The sequence below is a fragment of the Ruegeria sp. CH6 genome (genome assembly GCF_056537005.1).
Genome location: NZ_JBQFQS010000018.1, coordinates 26,971 through 45,008, shown reverse-complemented (window position 1 = coordinate 45,008; position 18,038 = coordinate 26,971). Strand labels below are relative to the sequence as shown.

Below are 18,038 nucleotides of genomic sequence, written 5' to 3'. Positions count from 1 at the left end.
GGCGCAGTCTGCGACATGTTCACCCCAGACGAGTGCTACAACTTCTTCCAGGCCGCAGGATATGAAACCAATTGAGCCAGACGCGCTCTAGTCATGCGATGCGTGCACATCCCGAAGCAGAGATTGTCTGGCGCAATTCGGACATGTCGATTGATCGCTACACCTATGCCGATATGGGGCGACGTACTCAGCAACTGGCCCACGCCTTGACTGGGCTGGGTGTGAGACCCGGTGACAGGGTGGCGACACTAGCCTGGAACAACAACCAGCATCTGGAACTCTACTATGCCTTGGCTTGCATCGGGGCTATCTGCCACACGATCAACCCTCGCCTGCACCCGGATCAGATTGCATTCATCATCAACGATGCGCAGGATACCCGTCTGTTCTTCGATACAACATTTGCGTCGCTGGTCGATGCTGTGTCGGGACGTTGCCCATCTTTGCAGGGCTGGTATAGCCTGACCGGACCTGATCGGGTACCGGAGATGAATACCGAGGTCATCGACTACGAAACGCTGATCTCAGGTCAGTCAGAAACGTACGCCTGGCCGGAACTTGACGAAAATGCAGCGATGGCGCTGTGCTATACCTCTGGCACCACCGGTAACCCCAAGGGGGTTCTCTATTCTCACCGGGGAACCGTGCTGCATGCCATGGGCGTGTCGGGTGGCGACTGGCTTGCGCTAAGCTCCAAGGATGCGTCGTTGCCGGTTGTGCCGATGTTTCATGCCTGTGCCTGGGGTATTCCTTATGCCGCCCTGATGAACGGCACCAAGCTGGTCATGCCCGGCCCGGGCATGGATCCGGCACCGTTGCAAGAACTGATGGATGGCGAAGAGGTCACCATGATTTCAGGCGTACCTACTGTCTGGCTGGGTCTTTTCGAGTATCTCGACCAACGCGGTGAAAAGCTGAAGACAGTAAAACGCGCAATGCTGGGCGGGTCGGCGGCACCGCGGTCATTGATCGAACAGATCGAACTGGGCCATGGCATAGATGTTGTCCACGGCTGGGGCATGACCGAGTTGAGCCCTGTCGGGACATTGTCTGTTCCGAAATGGGGCGAAGACAAGCTGCCGGATAACGACCGTATCGAGCTCAAGACCAAACAGGGCCGGGCGCTGTATGGGATCGAACTGCGTATCGTGAACGATGATAGGCAGACCTTGCCGCATGATGGGGTTGCCTCAGGCATGTTACAAGTGCGGGGGCATTGGGTTGCCAGCAGCTATTGGGGTGGGGTCGGAGCCGACGCCTTTACTGCAGACGGCTGGTTTTCCACGGGCGACGTCGCTGCGATCGATCCAAAGGGTTGTTTGCGCCTGACCGATCGAACCAAGGATGTCATCAAGTCGGGTGGCGAATGGATTTCCTCAATTGATCTGGAAAACATCGCCATGAGCCATCCGGACATTCTTGAGGCCGCCTGTATTGCTGCGAAACATCGCAAATGGGACGAGCGCCCGTTGATTGTGGCCGTCAGGCGCGAAGGGTCAGATGTCAGTCGTGCCGACGTTCTTGCGCTCTACGATGGCCAAATCGCCAAGTGGTGGATGCCTGATGACGTGGTGTTTCAGGCCGAGCTACCGCACACCGCAACCGGTAAGGTTTCGAAACTGCATCTGCGTGAGCAATACGCAGACCACAAGCTGCCAACCGACAACTAATTCTGTTTCTGAGGATCACTCCCATGCGTTCTGTCGTTATCGTCTCGACCGCCCGTACAGCTATTGGCAAAGCCTTTCGCGGTGCCTTCAATGACACACACCCCGCTGTTTTTGGCGGCCGTGCAGTCGCCGAGGCTGTCAAGCGGGCTGGGGTCGATCCGGCCGAGATTGAGGACGTGATCATCGGTAACGCTGTGCCCGAAGGCGCAAATGGTGGCAATCTGGGCCGTCAGATCGCTATGCGTGCGGGCCTGCCGGTGACGGCGTCGGGACAGACGATCAACCGGTTCTGTTCTTCGGGGCTTGAAGCGCTGACCCGGGCCTGTTCGCGGGTCATGGTCGATGGCTGTGACGTGGTTGTCGGCGGCGGTGCGGAAAGCATCTCGCTGGTGATGGGGCGCGACAACACTTATCGGCTGAAGGAAGAGTGGATCGAGAACAACATCCGGGGTTTCTATGATCCAATGATCAAGACCGCAGATACCGTGGCCGAACGCTACGGTATCAGCCGCGAGGCACAGGACGCATTCGCCCTGCAATCGCAACAGCGTACCGCTGCTGCACAAGAGGCTGGCAGGTTCGACGATGAGATCGTTCCGATCACGGTCACTAAGATGAATAAGGACAAGGAAACCGGTGAAGTCACCCAAGAAGAGGTCACGCTGACCCGCGACGAGTGCAACCGACCCTCGACCACGCTGGAAAGCCTGCAGGGTCTGGCCCCGGTAATGGGTGAGAACAAGTGGATCACCGCTGGTAATGCCTCGCAACTGTCGGATGGTGGGTCGGCGCAGGTCGTGATGGAAGAGAAGCTGGCCGAAAAGCGCGGGCTTGAACCTCTGGGCCGCTATGTGGGCTATGTGGTTTCCGGTTGCGAGCCTGACGAGATGGGCATTGGTCCAGTCTTTGCGGTGCCGCAGCTGCTGGAGCGCAATGGGCTGAAGATGGACGATATCGGCCTGTGGGAACTGAACGAAGCGTTCGCCAGCCAAGCGCTGTATTGTCAGCAGAAACTGGGTATTCCCGACGAGATCCTGAACGTCGATGGCGGTGCGATCTCGGTGGGTCACCCCTATGGCATGTCGGGCACCCGCATGGTTGGCCACGCGCTGATCGAGGGCAAGAAGCGCAGAGCGAAATACGTTGTGGCCACCATGTGCATCGGCGGTGGTATGGGCGCGGCCGGCCTGTTCGAGGTTCTGTAAATGGGCGCGATCAACAAGGTTGCCGTCATCGGTTCCGGCGTGATGGGAGCAGGCATTGCCGCTCATTTCGCCAACGCCGGGGCGCAGGTGCTTTTGCTGGACATCGTGCCAGATGGAGCTGCGGATCGCTCGGCGCTCGCCAAGGATGCGATTGCGCGTATGACCAAGGGCCGCGCGCCGCAACTGGCCGATCCGGCCTATGCCACGCGGCTGACCGGCGGGAACCTCGAAGACGATCTGGCTTTGCTGTCCGAATGCGATTGGGTGGTTGAGGTCGTGTTGGAGGATCTTGGCGTCAAGCAAGACCTCTATGCCAAGATCGCACCGCATTTGCGGGATGACGCGATCCTGAGCTCGAACACCTCGACAATCCCGCTGGCGGATCTGGTGGCCGAATTGGACGAAGGGTTGGGCAAACGTTTTGTCATTACTCATTTCTTCAACCCGCCGCGATATATGCGGCTGCTCGAACTTGTCACCGTACCGAAAACCGATCCGAATGTGGTCGAACGCGTCCGTGCCCACGGTGACGAGCGTCTGGGCAAGACCATGGTGCTGTGCAACGATCGGCCCGGCTTTATTGCCAACCGTCTGGGCGGCCTTTGGATGAACGTGGCCGTGCGTGAGGCAGTTGCTCGTGGCATCACGGTCGAAGAGGCCGACGCCGTTCTGTCGCGCCCCTTTGGTGTTCCGGGAACAGGCATTTTTGGTCTGTTCGATCTGGTGGGTATCGACCTGATCGGCAAGTCGCGCCTGTCGATGCGGTCGCTGCTTGAGGCTGACGATCCGCAACAGATCCACACCGAGGGTGTGGATACATTCAACCGGATGGCCGCAAAAGGCTATGTCGGGCGCAAGGGTGATGGATCGGGGTTCTATCGCCGGTCCATGGACGCGGCGGGCAAAACCGTTGCCGAAGCCATTGATCTTGAGACACTGGTTTACCGCTCGCGTGCCAAGACGCCGGAACTGGTAAAAACCTTTGGAACAGATTTCATCGATCAAAAGGGCGACAGGCTGGCCGACTACGCCTGGGCGGTGATGAGTGCGACTCTGTCCTATGCGGCCTACTGCGTGCCCGAAATCACCGATAGCCCGGCGGCCGTAGATGCGGGCATGGAGCTGGGATACAACTGGCGCATGGGCCCGTTCCGCCTGATGGACAAGATCGGCGTGGCCAAGATCGCTGCCCGTCTTGTTGAAGAAGGTCAGGATGTACCGCCTTTGCTGGCCTTGGCGGCGGAACGCGGCGGTTTCTTTTCGGGGCGGGGTCGTGATCGTAAGGTACTGCTACCCTCGGGTGAGCAGGCGGATATACCGCGAGGACCCGGAGTGATCTTTGCCTCGGACTTAACGGATGATCCGGTTTTCACCTCGGAGGCCGTTGCCCTGCGCGACATGGGCGATGGAGTTGTGTTGCTGTCCATCACTTCACCCAACGCCGCTTTGGATGATCTGGTGATGCAGGGGATTTCCGATGCACTGGATGTCGTGGAACGCGATTTCCGCGCGATGGTTATCGGCTCCGACGGCAGTCACTTCTCGGTCGGCGCCAACTTGAAGAAGGCGCTGGACCGCGCAGACGCCGGCGAATTGGATCTGGTCGCTGGGCAATTGGCAATCGGTCAGGCGACCTTACGCAAGATGAAATACGCGCCGTTTCCGGTGGTCTCGGCTGCCTGTGGTCTGGCCTTGGGCGGCGGGTGTGAGATCCTGATGCATTCGGACCGAGTCATGGCGACGCTGGAAAGCAATATCGGTCTGGTCGAGGCCAATGTGGGCCTGTTGCCCGCATGGGGCGGAACAACGGCCCTGTTGCTGCGCAAAACAGCGGAATTGGGCGATCCGGTTAAAGGTGCCGAAGCAGCATTTGGTGTCATACCGACGGCGCTGATGGTGGGATCTGCTCCTATGGCGCAACATGCTGGCTATCTGCGTAAAGACGATGGTGTGGTGATGAACCGGGACCGGTTGTTGGCGGACGCGAAATCGGCCGCCTTGGAACTGGCCAATGGCTATGCCGCTCCGGCCAAGGTCGAAATCGTGCTGGACGCCGCTGCGATCAACACTGCGCTTGAGCCCAAGCTGGCCGCGCTGGCCGAAGCAACTGCGGATGCGCCCTATACGGTCGAGATAGCTCGCGAGACGGCGCATGTTCTTGCAGGGGGTGACGGTGGCACTCTGGATGAAGTGGCACTGCACAAGTTGGAAGCCGAAGGCATGATGCGCCTGATCCGACAGGATAAAACCATCGAACGGATGCGGCACACCATGAACACCGGCAAGCCGCTGAAAAACTGAGAGAAACACAGTATGGACTATCAACTTTCTCAGCGGGATATCGCGTTTCTTCTGGATGAGGTGCTGGACCTTGATAAAACTCTGGCTCTGCCGGGTTACAAGCATTGTGACAAGGACACGTTCTTTGCCGTCGTTGACGCAATCAATTCCCTCGTGTGGGACAATCTCGCCACCTGCAACGAGGCCGGCGACAGCCCCGGCGCTCGGCTGGTAAATGGTCAGGTCTATGCTGCCCCCGGGTTTGGCGATGCCTACAAGGTGTTCTGCGAAGACGGCTGGAATGCGCTGGCGCTGGATGAAGAGTATGGCGGCCAGCAACTGCCCTTTGTTTTGTACGCAACGCTGCGCGAAGGCATGGCCGGAACCAATCTGGCGTTTGCCCTGATCCACGAGCTGAACTTCGGCGTGGTCGAGGCGCTGATGGCTTATGGCTCGGACGAGCAAAAGGTCATCTATTGCCCGCAACTGACACGCGGCCACTGGGCCGGGACCATGAACCTGACCGAGCCGCATTGCGGCACGGATCTGGGGCTTATCCGAACCAAGGCTGTTCGCAACGATGACGGATCCTATGCCATCACGGGCAACAAGATATTCATCACGTGGGGCGATCATGACATGTCAGAAAACGTCGCCCACCTGATCCTAGCACGGGTCAAGGGGGCGCAACCCGGTCCGCGTGGTCTATCGTTGTTTCTTGCGCCTAACTACATGCTGGATGGGGACAACAACACGACGGACGAGCGCAACGAGATCACCATTGCGGGGATTGAGAATAAGATGGGCATCCATGGATCGCCCACTTGCGCCATTTCGTTCAAAGGGGCCAAAGCCTGGATTGTTGGCGAAGAGGGCAAAGGGCTGGCCGCAATGTTCGTTATGATGAACGCTGCGCGCCTGTCGGTAGGTTTGCAGGGTCTTGGTGTGGCAGAAGCAGCGTTACAGTCTGCCAACGCTTATGCGCACGAACGTCTGCAGGGCCGGGCACATGATGAGCAACTGAACCCGACCGGCGTTGCCGATCCCCTGATCGCCCATGCCGATGTGCGTCGCCGTTTGTTAATCGCCCAGGGTGAGATGGATTCGGCGCGTGCGCTGGCCTACTACGGCGCAAGCCTGTTGGATGAGGCTCATCGCGTCACGGTGCCTGAGCAACGCAAAGCCGCCGATGCCCGGCTGTCGTTGCTGACGCCGGTGATCAAATCCTACCTCTCGGACATGGGATCTCGCATGGCAAGCGAAGCTGTCCAAATGCATGGTGGGCACGGATACATCAAGGATTATGGTGTCGAGCAATTGATGCGGGATGTACGTATCGCCGCGATTTATGAAGGCACAAATGCGATTCAGGCCCGTGATCTGGTGATGCGCAAAGTGCGCGGCGATCAGGGGGCAATAATCAAAAGCCTGGTGGCAGACATGCTGGAGGAGGCGAGCAATCTGCCTGCAGAGCTATCCGACACGCAGCGGAGTCTGCGAGGCGCGGCCGAGCGGTTGGATCGTTCAACTGATTGGGTGTTGGATGCGTCGCAGGGTGAGGTCTTGTCCGGTGCCTGCGACTATCTGGAAATCGTAGCGCTTAGCCTGTCGGCTTGGATGTCGGCCCGGATCGCCCGCGCGGCAAGTGCCGCTACCGGCAGCCAGTCATCGGACTATTATGCAGATCGTCTGGATGCCGCACAGGCATTCATGACGCGTGCGCTGCCGCGCGCTGTAAGCCACGAACTGATCATGCAAACGGGTGAGCCCGGCGTTATCAGCCGGGCAGATCGCTGTCTCTGACTCTCCTTCTCCCCAGACAGCGACGCGACAGGGCGCTCTGAATTCAGAGCGCCCTTTTTTGCATTTGTCGCGATAGAGTTTCGGATCAGAGAGCAGCTTCGCTGCCCAAAACGGTGGTGAACTCGTTCGAGAACGTGCCGCCGTTGCCATGAGCAATGGCAATGTTGACGTCATTGATCTGTCGATCACCGCCATCCCCGCGGATCTGGGTGGCGGCTTCGATCAGGCAGAACAGGCCGTACATGCCGGGATGCACGCAGCTGAGTCCGCCGCCGTTGGTGTTGACAGGCAGGCTGCCGCCGGGCGCGATATTGCCATCTGCGACAAATGCCCCGGCCTCACCCTTTTTGACAAAACCCATGTCTTCTAGGAACAGCAGCGTGTTGATGGTGAAAGCGTCGTACAGCTCGACCACGTCCACGTCCTTGGTCGTGATGCCAGCCATTTCAAAGGCGCGTTTTGAGCTGTCCGTTGCACAGGTGGTAGTGAGCGTTGTCGCCTGGCTGATTTCGCGGTGAGAAATCGCGTTGCCGCCGCCAAGGAAGTAGGCAGGTTTTTCCTGATAGTCTGTGGCACGCTCTGCCGAAGTCACGATGATCGCGGCCCCGCCATCTGACATCAAGCAGCAGTCCAGAACTGCAAGCGGATCCGCAACCATGGCAGAAGCCAGATACTCATCCATGGTCAGGTCCGTGCGCATTGTGGCATCCGGGTTCAGCTGTGCCCATTTGCGGGCCGAGATCGCCACATGACCAAGATGCTCCTTCGGAACATTGAATTCATGCATATAGCGCTGCGCGGTGAAGGCATAACCCGGGACCGGGACCATAGGCTCATAGGCGCGTTCCCATTGCGGGGTCTCAATCAGGCCGTTCAGGTCCCGTGCGGATTTGGCGTTCGAGCCGTAGCAGATCAGAACATTCTTACACAGGCCTGCCTGAATCGCCATCGTTGCTTCAAGCAGATAGGACATGAAGGATGATCCCCCCACCATGTCCGAATTCGCCCAAGTCGGATGGATGCCCAGATACTCGGCAATCGAAAGCGTCGGGAAGAAGTGATAGAACGTGCCGCCACAGATCCCGTCGATCTCGGACAGATCCATTCCTGCATCAGTCAGTGCGTTTTGCGTGGCCTTGGCGATCAGCTCTATGGGTGATGTATCTGGTGTTTTGCCCAGACCCCAATAGCCTTTGCCGACGATGGCGGATTTCCCGCGAAGAGCATGTGCCATGATGTGGTCTCCTTATTCCGCGGGTCTGAAGAAAACAGCCGGTTCGCCGGATTTTGCGTTGGGTCCGAAGTCAGGGGTCATAACGACGGCCTGGACCTTCATCCCGATTTCGACCGCTTCGTTGTCGACGTCGATAATACGACTGAACATTCGGGGTCCTTCATCCAGATCGATCAGTACATTGTTGATATCGCCACCAAATTTTGCGGGCCGCCGGATGATCGTCGAGGCGTAGACCGTTCCCCGACCCGATGCTTCGACCCATTCCAGATCGTCCGCGCCGGTTGTTGGTGACAGAGCGCGAGGGTAGAAAACGTGCTCTCCTGTCTTGGTAGAACGCTGAATCAGGAATTTTCCGGCCGCCAAGCCGGCGCGAAAAGTCGCGTCCGCCTGTGGGCTGGCTTCGGGAAGGGCAAAGTCAGTCATATGTCTTCCTTGGTTTCACGCAGCGAAAATAGCCGCATCATGAGTGGGTTGGGGATTGAGAATACGTCGTCGTAGCAAGGCGGCTTCGGGTAGGATGCGTGTACGCACGTGGCCTGCCGCTGCGCCTAGCAGATCCGGCTCGGGAGCCTGTTCAGCAACGGCTTCCATATCGGCCCAGACACGTCCAAAATAGACGAGGCCGGTCAAGCGCATGTAGTCGGCGACCGAGGGCCCGATATCAGAGCGGGTCTGCATTTCCCTGGTGGCCGCACGCCATGCCTCGATTGCTTCAGCCAGTTCCATCGAGGTTGGACCATCCGAGACAAGTTCGGCAAAGGCCTGAGCAGCGGTGCCGTCATTCGCGCGGATTGCGCGGCGGGCAATCCCGGTGGCCAGCACACCATTGGTGCCTTCGTAGATTGCCATGATGCGCGCATCGCGCATGATCTGCTCGACCCTGTATTCCTTGCAGAAACCGTAGCCGCCGTGGATTTGAACTGCCTGACTGGCGGCCATGTTGACCGCGTCGGTAGCAAACGCCTTGCATGTCGGGGTCAGGATATCCAGCAGTCCCTGATCGGTCCCCAGATCCATATCTACAAATGTCCGATAAACCATTGCACGGCAGCCCATTGCTTGGGCGTAGATGTCCAAAAGCATCCGCTGCACATCACCGTGTTCTGTAATCAGGGCCGTGCCTTCGGTTGCGGTTCCCTGTCGCCGTGCCGCTGCATGAGTGCGCGCGCGCTGAAAGGCGACATCCATCTGACCGACCGCTTGCAGCGACACATCCAGACGTTCGGCATTCATCATGGTGAACATTGCGGCAAGGCCCTTGCCTTCCTCACCCACCAACTCGGCCTGCGCTCCGTCAAAGGCCATCTGACAGGTGGGCGAAGCATGCATGCCCATCTTTTCCTCGATACGCACGGTCTGAACTGTGTTGCGGGTGCCGTTCGGCAGAACGGCCGGACAGGCAAACAGGCTCAGTCCCCGCACTCCCGGTGCTGAATCCGGCGTGCGGGCCAGTACCAGGTGCAACACGTTATCGGTGTAATCGTGATCGCCACCTGAAATGAAAATCTTGGTTCCGCTGAGTGCGTGTCCGTCGGTGGTGGGTGTTGCGATTGTTTTGATCCGCCCAAGATCCGAGCCCGCATCAGGTTCAGTCAGGCACATCGAGGCCATCCATTCACCCGATATAAGCGGAGGCAACAGACGTGCCTTTTGGTCATCGCTACCGGATGTTTTTAACGTGCGGATGCAGCCCTGCGCGAGGCTCAGCACCATCTCGTAAGAAATGCAGGCCCCGGCCAGCATGTCCGCCAGCACGGCCCCGAGAATATGCGGCAAATCCTGACCGCCGAATTCTTCGGGCGCGCAAAGTCCTGGCCATCCGGCCTCGGCGTAGCGCTTGTAGGCCGAGATCATTTGCGGGGGCATTCTTACGCGACCGTTTTGCAGGCGAGCGCCGGTATCTTCACCGATCAGGTCCAGCGGTGCGATCTCGGCATTGACGAACTTTCCAAGGGCCGGGATCACCGCGTCGGCCAGATCGTCGCTCCAATCCGGCGAGCGGTCGGGTCGGCCAATATGTTTCAGTACAAAGGCGATATCAGCCTCGGATGCAGTGTAATCGATCATGTGTTTCCCCGGCCTGTGATGATGACGGCATCCGAGCCTTCATAAAGTTCGGTTACCGCATCGGCGCGCAGCTCCAGCGCAAGACGCTGGTTGATATAGCCCTTGTCCGTGATTTCGTTTCTTTCCACCGATGGCGCATCGCGTTCAATCCGCACCCGTCCAACGCGTGTCGCACTACCGGTTTGACCGGCGTTGTAAGCAGCCAGTTGTTTGGTGATGAATGCACGTACAGCTGGATCAGCTGCATATCCTGCCTGAGTATTGTCATGCCCGGTCAGCGTTTTGCATTCATCCGTGTTCAGGAACAGCAGAGCGCCAATCTCGGCCCGGTCATGGCCGGTAATGACCGCGTCAGATGCTATTGGACTCAGTGCTTGCAGCAGAGCCACGCGTAAATTTCCAACAGCAACCCATGTGCCGGTCATCAGCTTGAAATTCTCGGAAATGCGCCCATCGAACACGATGCCTCTGGATGGATCCTTAGGATCCTCCAACCGCCCGGCATCGCCGGTCAGGAAATACCCTTCTTCGTCGAAGGCTTCGGCGTTCTTTTCGGGATTATTCAGATAACCGGTCGTCACGTGCGGACCGCGGACTCGCATTTCCAGCTTGCCACCATTGGGCAGGAACTTGAGTTCTGATCCCGGGCCGGGCACCCCGATCACACCCGCTTTGTCGATTGGGAAGTGAACGCAGGTTGCCATCATTGCCTCTGTCAGACCCCAGGCGCTGACAAAGGGTACTTTCTCGCCCCGCTCTTGGATCCCCAGCTGTTCCAGCCCTTTCCAAAGGTGATCTGGCAGGCCGGCACCGGAGAAAAAGATCAGATCAAGTCGTTTGAAGAACGCGTGGCGAAACTCCTCATCTTCGCGCAGGACCGGCAGCAGCATGTCAAAGCCGCGCGGGACGTTGAAGAACAAGGTTGGCGACACCTCGCGTACATAGCGAATGGTTTTTTCGATCTCGCCAGGGACGGGTTTGCCGTCGTCCACATAGAAACTGCCGCCATTGCGCAGGATCATGTTAAAATTGAAATTGCCACCAAAGGTGTGGTTCCAGGGCAACCAGTCCACGACCACGGGGGGTGCGGATTCCAGAAAAGGCCAGATTTGAACAACCGCCTCTTGCGTAGCCAGCATCATGCGCTGAGTCACGATGACGCCCTTCGGCAGGCCGGTCGAGCCAGAGGTGAACAGGATTTTCCCCGTTGTGTCGAGATTTACCAATGCGTGTGCATCGGAAACTGCGCCGTTAGCACTGGTCTGAAGGGCGCTATCGAAGGTCAGATCCCCGTTGTCGGACAGACCAGCGACATCCGATGCAGACAGCATCGCAAACGCATTTGCAAACACCTGGGCATCATCAGCATAGGCCATGCCCGGTTTCGTTGTATTCACGATGTGGCGCAGTTTGGCGAGAGATTCATCAAACAGTGAATAGGGCACCGAAACGGGCACGACCGGTATTCCGACATGCATCGCTGCCAACATAAGAACGCCATGCCGAACCGAGTTTCCGGACAGGATCAGCAACGGTCGATCTGGTCCAAGCCCTTGTTGCAGCAAAAAGGCGGCAAGCGAATCTACCTGTGCTTTTGCCTGTGCATATGTAACGCCCTGCCACTTACCGTCTGGCCCGCGTTCCATCAGAAACGGTCGGTTTGGCGCTTGTTTCGCCCACTGATCCAGATAGCTGGACAGGCTTTGCTTCGTGAACTCAAGCCCGTGCGGGCTGCGGAGCACAAACGCACCGTCGCCCAGATCTTCGCGCAGCACTTCGGCTGGTGCGAATTTGGCAGCCGGGACCTTAAGTTCATCGTCCTTTGGGGCAGTGTTGCTCATGTCCTGTCTTCCTGATTCCGCCGAGGGAACGGGTAAAGTGCATCGATATTTCGAAATTCACGCTAACCAATAATTTGTTAGTATGCAAATATATTATTGATCGTTCACTAAAGCTCGAATACATGGGAATAACGCACCGAAATACAGTGCAAGAATCCAAGCAGCTTTCGTCAGATCGCAGTGCCCTGGCCGCAAATGGAGACAAGATATGAAAATCGAAAACGCATCTGTAATCGTCACTGGAGGCGCGTCAGGCTTAGGGTTTGCCACGGCTGAATATCTGGCGGCGCGCGGCGGCCGGGTGGCTTTGTTCGACCTTCCGGGGGACAAACTTGATGCTTCGGCGGTCCAACTCGGAGCAACTGCCGCCGCATGTGATGTGACCAGCGAAGCAGAAGTTGCCGACGCTTTGCAAGTGGCCATTGCGGCGAATGGCCTTCCGCGGATCGTGGTGAACTGCGCCGGGGTGACACATGGTGAGCGGATTGTTGGTCGTAACGGTCCGGCATCGCTTGAGGGGTTTGCACGCACCATACAGATCAATCTGATCGGAACGTTCAATGTCATGCGGCTGTCTGCAGAGCAGATTATGCAAAACGATCCGCTTGAGGATGGAGAGCGGGGAGTCATTATCAACACAGCCTCAGCTGCAGCGTTCGAAGGTCAGATCGGGCAAGCGGCCTATGCGGCCTCAAAGGGTGGGGTTGCGAGTCTGACTTTGCCGGCGGCCCGAGAGTTTGCACGTTCGGGGGTGCGTGTCATGGCTATCGCGCCCGGCATTTTCTCAACCCCGATGATGGAACTGTTGCCTCAGGAGATACAAGATAGCCTGGGCGCCAAGGTTCCGTTCCCGACACGTCTGGGACAGCCATCCGAGTTCGCTCGTCTGGCGGGGCATATGATCGAAAATACGATGCTAAATGGCGAATGTGTCCGTCTGGATGGGGCAATCCGTCTTGAACCCAAGTGAGGCTGTTGGAATGGAATACACGCATATCAAACCCGAAACTGATGGGAATGTCGGCATCCTGACCCTGGACCGGCCTGCGAAGTTCAATGCGATCAATCACGGGCTGTTGTTTGAGATCGAGCACTACTTTGATACATTGCCTGACGAAATTGGCGCAGTTGTGATCCGCAGCTCGGGCCAACATTTTTGCGCCGGTCTGGATTTGTTAGAGCATTCGATGCGCGATGCCGCAGGGGCCATGCATGAATGCCGTCTGTGGCACAGAATTTTCGACAAAATCGAGTATGGCAGAGTGCCGGTTGTCGCCGCGATGAATGGCGGTGTTCTGGGCGGAGGGATGGAGCTGGCGATGACAGCCCATATCCGGGTCTCACAGCAGGACACATTCTACGAACTACCCGAAGGACGCCGCGCGATTTTTGTAGGTGGCGGCGCTACCGTACGCGTGGGGCGGATCATTGGTGCCAGCAGGATGATGGAGATGATGCTGACTGGACGTCGCTATGGGGCCGAGGAAGGGTTGCAGCTGGGTTTGGCCCATTATGTCGAGCCGAATGGTAGAGCTTTCGACAAAGCGATGGAACTGGCCCGGCGCGTTACTGAAAACGCGCCTTTGTCCAACTATATGATGATGCAGGCGATCACGCGCATCAACGACATGTCGGCCAGCGATGGATTCTTTGCAGAGAGTCTGGCGGCGGCGATTGCTCAATCCTCTCCCGAAGCGCGGGCGGGGATGGAGGCGTTTCTGACTAAAACGGGGAAGCGGGACAATCAGTGAGGTCCGAGACACGCGGGATCTGGCGTGAGAGCGTTTCACCAGATCCCGGTGTCGGGCGGGGCAGAGCCCCGGAGGTTAGTCGACGAAGGCGCGTTCGACCACGAAAGTGGAAGGTTTGTTATTCGCACCTTCTTCCAGTCCGAACCCTTCCAGCGCGGCCTTGGTATCCTGTAGCATTGCCATCGAGCCGCAGATCATTCCGCGATCATGTTCCGGAGAGATCGCGGGTACGCCCAGATCATCGAACACTTTGCCTGACGCCATCAGATCGGTGATCCTGCCCTGAAACGGATAATCCTCACGCGTGACGGTGCAATAGTGGCGCAAGTTCTGGGCCATCTCACCCACCAGCGGGTCGGATTTTAGTGTTGCGACCAAGTCTTTGCCGTATTGCAGTTCCGCTGCCTCCCGACAGGTATGAGTCAGGATAACTTCATCGAATTTCTCATAGGTTTCGGGATCGCGGATCAGGGACGCAAAAGGTGCGATGCCTGTGCCGGTTGAGAACATCCACAACCGCTTGCCTGGCAACAGCGCGTCGTTCACCAGCGTACCTGTCGGCTTTTTGCGCATCAAAACGGTGTCACCTTCGCGGATCTTCTGCAGATGCTCGGTTAGCGGACCATTTGGTACTTTGATCGAATAGAACTCGAGTTCTTCATCCCAGCTGGGTGAGGCGACAGAATAGGCACGGAGCACCGGCTTTTCGGCATTCGGCAGACCTATCATCACGAATTCACCGGACCGGAATCGAAAGGTCGATGGGCGGGTGATACGGAATCTGAACAGGCTGTCCGTATAATGCTGAACTTCGGTCACAGTTTGGGCAAACACGCTTGCCGGTATGGGAAAATCTGTCTTTGATTGGGTGTCCAGCGACATCATGCTCTCCTATGCGTCCGCGGGAGCTTCGGACAGAAGCTCCAGTTTGCTGTCCTTGCCGTTCCAGTCATCGGCGTCGGGCAGAGGGTCTTTTTTTTCCGTAATGACGGGCCACTGTTCTGCATATTTACGGTTCAGATCGACCCAATCTTCCATTCCGTCTTCGGTATCCGGGCGGATTGCATCTGCAGGGCATTCCGGTTCGCAAACGCCGCAATCAATGCACTCATCAGGATGGATGACCAATGTGTTTTCGCCTTCGTAGAAGCAGTCCACCGGGCAGACTTCGACGCAATCGGTAAATTTGCAGTTGATGCAGTTATCCGTCACTACATAGGTCAACGCGGCTATCCTTATCATTAGTATACGAATGAATATTTCTGAACCGCGTCGCCTGTCAATACGTTTTTATACTAACGATTACTTAGAGCGCTTCGTGCTTGACCCAGAGGCTAATATAATTAGTATACTAACGAAATATCCAAATCTTCGAGAGGGACAGATGGCTGATAAACTGGTCGTGAAAAACATCGGACTGCTGCTATCAGGAAAGATGGAGAACCCGATTCTCGATGGGGACTGTGTGATCGCCATTGACGGCAAGATTTCGGACTGGGGATACGAAAAGGACCTCGATTGTGACGATGCTGACACCGTGGTGGACGCCAATGGTGTGACTCTGGCACCGGGCCTTATCGACAGCCATATTCATCCGGTCGTTGGCGACTATACCCCCAGACAACAACAGCTTCACTGGATCGATTCCACGTTGCACGGCGGCGTGACCACACTGATTTCGGCGGGTGAAGTGCATATGCCGGGTCGGCCTAAGGACGTGGTGGGCCTGAAGGCGATGGCGATTGCAGCGCAGCGTTGGTATGAGAATTTCCGACCTTCTGGCGTAAAGGTTCATGCCGGAGCGCCGGTAATCGAACATGGTATGGTCGAGGAAGACTTCAAAGAGATGGCTGACGCCGGCGTCAAGCTGCTGGGTGAGGTCGGGCTGGGTACGGTCAAGGACGGCAAGACTGCCAAACAGATGGTCGACTGGGCGCGAAAGTACGGTATCCAGTCAACAATCCATACTGGAGGGCCGTCGATTCCGGGGTCCGGCCTGATTGATGCGGATATGGTTCTGGAAACCGGAACCGATGTGATTGGGCATATCAATGGCGGGCATTCCGCGTTGCCTGACGATCAGATCACCTGCCTTTGCGAAAGCTGTACCGCCGGGTTGGAGATTGTGCACAACGGGAACGAACGCGCCGCACTTCTGACTCTGAACACCGCGCGTGAGCTCAAGCAGATGGATCGGATTATACTGGGTACGGATGGACCAGCTGGCTCTGGTGTGCAGCCTCTGGGTATCATGCGAATGGTCGCGATGCTGTCAGCTTTGGGCAACGTTCCCGCCGAGATCGCGTTTTGCTTTGCGAACGGAAATACCGCACGTCAGCGCGAGCTGGATACAGGTCTGATCGAAAAGGGGTATTGTGCAGATTTCGTGCTGATGGATCAGGCGCAGCACGCGCCAGGTAAGACGATTCTAGAATCTGTTCAGTTAGGGAATCTTCCGGGTGTCGGCATGACCATCATCGATGGTGTTGTGCGTTCGGAACGCAGTCGCAATACGCCTCCGGCAACGCGTTTGCCGCAGATTGCTAGCTGAACAGATCACTTCTGGATGTTGAAGGCATTAGGGCACGGCGAGACTAGGACGTAAGATGAGCGCACCTTTGCAGGGCCTGAAAGTGGTTGAGCTAGCCAGGATTCTGGCGGGTCCGTGGATCGGTCAGACATTGGCCGATCTGGGGGCCGAAGTCCTCAAGATCGAAAGCCCGGATGGTGATGACACCCGCAAATGGGGGCCGCCATTTATCGAGCGTGACGGAGATCGGACGGCCGCGTATTTTCACGCCGCAAACCGAGGAAAGGATAGCATAGCGCTGGACTTTGCGGATGCGGAGGACCGGTCAAAACTGCTCGACCTGATCCGCGAGGCGGATGTTGTGGTCGAAAACTTCAAAGTCGGCGGCCTGCAAAAGTTTGGCCTGGACTATAACAGTGTCAAAGAAATCAATCCCCGCCTGATCTACGCCTCCGTTACGGGGTTTGGTCAGGACGGGCCATATGCACATCGTGCCGGTTATGACTTTCTGATCCAGGGTATGAGCGGCATCATGGATCTGACCGGCGATCCACAGGGCGAACCGCAAAAAATCGGTGTGGCTTTTGCGGACATATTCACCGGGCTTTACGGGGTGATCGGAATTCAGGCTGCGCTGGCGGAACGAGAAAGATCGGGGCAGGGGCAACATGTGGATCTGAGCTTGCTCGATTGCATGACGGGGGTGTTGGCCAACCAGGCCATGAACTATTTGGCTTCGGGGAATTGCCCGACCCGTCTGGGGAATGCGCATCCAAACATTGTCCCGTATCAGGTGTTCCCGGTTGCGGACGGCCATATCATCATCGCGTGTGGAAATGACCGTCAGTTCGCAACGCTTTGCGGGCTTCTGGGGTGTTCCGAACTGGCTGATGATGCGCGGTTTGCAACCAACCCGGATCGTGTGGCCAATCGCTCTGAACTGAGCGACATGCTGACCGAAGCCTGCCAGAAATGGACCAAGGCTGATCTGTTGGCAGCGCTTGAAGGCGGTGGAGTGCCAGGGGGGCCGATCAATACGGTCGCCGAAGCGCTGAGTGATCCGCAAATTCATCATCGTGTTATGCAGATCGAGCCGGAAGGTGTGCCGGGGCTGCGCACACCAATCCGGTTTTCTCGGTCGGAACTGCGTCTGGACAAAGCCTCGCCCAAACGGCCGGTCAGATCATGAGATTTTGCGCAGGATCTTGATCAGGTTGCGTTGCTCGGCGGCGGTCAGGGGTTTCAGCGTTTCGCCCGTGATCTTCTGGCCGACTTCTTTCATCCGTTCAACCAGCGCCTCTCCGGCCGGCGAAAGCGAAATCAAAGTGCGGCGCTTATCGTCCGGATCGGCCTCGGTAATCGTGAAGCCCTTTTGCTTCAAGCGGTCCACAACACCTTTAATCGTCGCGACATCCATGGCGGCCAACCGGCCCAAGCGGTTCTGCGAACATTTGCCGAGCTCGGCAATTCTCACCAGAGCTGCAAATTGAGTGGGCGTCAGGCCTTCCAGGGTGTGCGACTGAAAAATCGAAGCGTGACGCTGATTGGCCAGACGCAACAAATAGCCGACCTGACTGTCGAGCAGATAGCTGTCGTCTGAGTCTGTCATGGTTGCTCCTGACCGGTATTTTCGTTTGTGTTATAATAAACGTCC

Annotated in this window: 15 protein-coding genes; 8 read left to right on the top strand and 7 right to left on the bottom strand. The window is 57.3% G+C overall.

Annotated elements, in window-relative coordinates; all coding sequences use genetic code 11:
- Positions 1-71 precede the first annotated feature (71 nt).
- From ACR0CW_RS21305 to ACR0CW_RS21290, 4 genes are read left to right on the top strand one after another with little or no spacing between them, the layout of a single operon-like run.
- Entirely contained in the window at positions 72-1,670 is a 1,599-nt protein-coding gene (locus tag ACR0CW_RS21305; RefSeq protein WP_480789325.1) for a long-chain-fatty-acid--CoA ligase, read from the top strand.
- A gap of 23 nt (positions 1,671-1,693) precedes the next feature.
- Positions 1,694-2,875, top strand: coding sequence for an acetyl-CoA C-acyltransferase (locus tag ACR0CW_RS21300; RefSeq protein WP_480789324.1), 1,182 nt, complete (start codon positions 1,694-1,696; stop codon positions 2,873-2,875).
- Positions 2,876-5,176: a 3-hydroxyacyl-CoA dehydrogenase/enoyl-CoA hydratase family protein gene (locus ACR0CW_RS21295; protein ID WP_480789323.1), complete on the top strand. Its 2,301-nt coding sequence runs from the start codon at positions 2,876-2,878 to the stop codon at positions 5,174-5,176.
- Positions 5,177-5,188: 12 nt separating this feature from the next.
- A complete protein-coding gene (locus ACR0CW_RS21290; protein WP_480789322.1) occupies positions 5,189-6,958 on the top strand; it encodes an acyl-CoA dehydrogenase in 1,770 nt (589 codons plus the stop codon).
- Between the two features lie 85 nt (positions 6,959-7,043).
- Here the strand turns inward: ACR0CW_RS21290 and ACR0CW_RS21285 are convergent, their stop codons facing one another.
- Genes ACR0CW_RS21285 through ACR0CW_RS21270 form a run of 4 tightly spaced genes read right to left on the bottom strand, consistent with a single transcriptional unit; the run spans position 7,044 to position 12,103 of the window.
- Complete coding sequence (locus ACR0CW_RS21285) at positions 7,044-8,192, bottom strand: acetyl-CoA acetyltransferase (RefSeq protein WP_480789321.1); 1,149 nt, start codon at positions 8,190-8,192, stop codon at positions 7,044-7,046.
- A 12-nt stretch (positions 8,193-8,204) separates the two neighbouring features.
- Entirely contained in the window at positions 8,205-8,618 is a 414-nt protein-coding gene (locus ACR0CW_RS21280; protein ID WP_480789320.1) for a Zn-ribbon domain-containing OB-fold protein, read from the bottom strand.
- A 15-nt stretch (positions 8,619-8,633) separates the two neighbouring features.
- Positions 8,634-10,262, bottom strand: coding sequence for an acyl-CoA dehydrogenase family protein (locus ACR0CW_RS21275; RefSeq protein ID WP_480789319.1), 1,629 nt, complete (start codon positions 10,260-10,262; stop codon positions 8,634-8,636).
- Positions 10,259-12,103 (bottom strand): feruloyl-CoA synthase, encoded by a 1,845-nt coding sequence (locus ACR0CW_RS21270; RefSeq protein ID WP_480789318.1) that lies wholly within the window; start codon positions 12,101-12,103, stop codon positions 10,259-10,261. Before ACR0CW_RS21270 ends, ACR0CW_RS21275 begins: the two co-directional genes overlap by 4 nt.
- Positions 12,104-12,311: 208 nt before the next feature.
- Here ACR0CW_RS21270 and ACR0CW_RS21265 point away from each other — a divergent pair, with 208 nt between their 5' ends.
- Positions 12,312-13,073, top strand: a complete 762-nt coding sequence (locus tag ACR0CW_RS21265) for an SDR family NAD(P)-dependent oxidoreductase (protein ID WP_480789317.1) — start codon at positions 12,312-12,314, stop codon at positions 13,071-13,073.
- Positions 13,024-13,854 (top strand): crotonase/enoyl-CoA hydratase family protein, encoded by an 831-nt coding sequence (locus tag ACR0CW_RS21260; RefSeq protein WP_480789316.1) that lies wholly within the window; start codon positions 13,024-13,026, stop codon positions 13,852-13,854. Before ACR0CW_RS21265 ends, ACR0CW_RS21260 begins: the two co-directional genes overlap by 50 nt.
- A 75-nt stretch (positions 13,855-13,929) precedes the next feature.
- On the opposite strand, the gene ACR0CW_RS21255 is transcribed toward ACR0CW_RS21260, so the two are convergent.
- Together ACR0CW_RS21255 and fdxA are read right to left on the bottom strand one after the other, a co-directional pair.
- Positions 13,930-14,739 (bottom strand): ferredoxin--NADP reductase, encoded by an 810-nt coding sequence (locus ACR0CW_RS21255; protein WP_480789315.1) that lies wholly within the window; start codon positions 14,737-14,739, stop codon positions 13,930-13,932.
- Positions 14,740-14,745: 6 nt separating this feature from the next.
- Entirely contained in the window at positions 14,746-15,078 is a 333-nt protein-coding gene (fdxA, locus tag ACR0CW_RS21250) for a ferredoxin FdxA (protein WP_480789314.1), read from the bottom strand.
- 160 nt (positions 15,079-15,238) lie between these two features.
- On the opposite strand from fdxA, the gene ACR0CW_RS21245 reads away from it, so the two are divergent.
- Together ACR0CW_RS21245 and ACR0CW_RS21240 are read left to right on the top strand one after the other, a co-directional pair.
- Positions 15,239-16,405, top strand: coding sequence for an amidohydrolase family protein (locus ACR0CW_RS21245; RefSeq protein ID WP_480789313.1), 1,167 nt, complete (start codon positions 15,239-15,241; stop codon positions 16,403-16,405).
- Positions 16,406-16,460: 55 nt separating this feature from the next.
- On the top strand, positions 16,461-17,573 hold the full coding sequence (locus ACR0CW_RS21240; protein WP_480789312.1) for a CaiB/BaiF CoA transferase family protein: 1,113 nt from the start codon (positions 16,461-16,463) through the stop codon (positions 17,571-17,573).
- Here the strand turns inward: ACR0CW_RS21240 and ACR0CW_RS21235 are convergent.
- Entirely contained in the window at positions 17,568-17,993 is a 426-nt protein-coding gene (locus ACR0CW_RS21235) for a MarR family winged helix-turn-helix transcriptional regulator (protein WP_170334792.1), read from the bottom strand. The two genes, ACR0CW_RS21240 and ACR0CW_RS21235, sit on opposite strands and share 6 nt — an antisense overlap.
- Between the last annotated feature and the right edge of the window lie 45 nt (positions 17,994-18,038).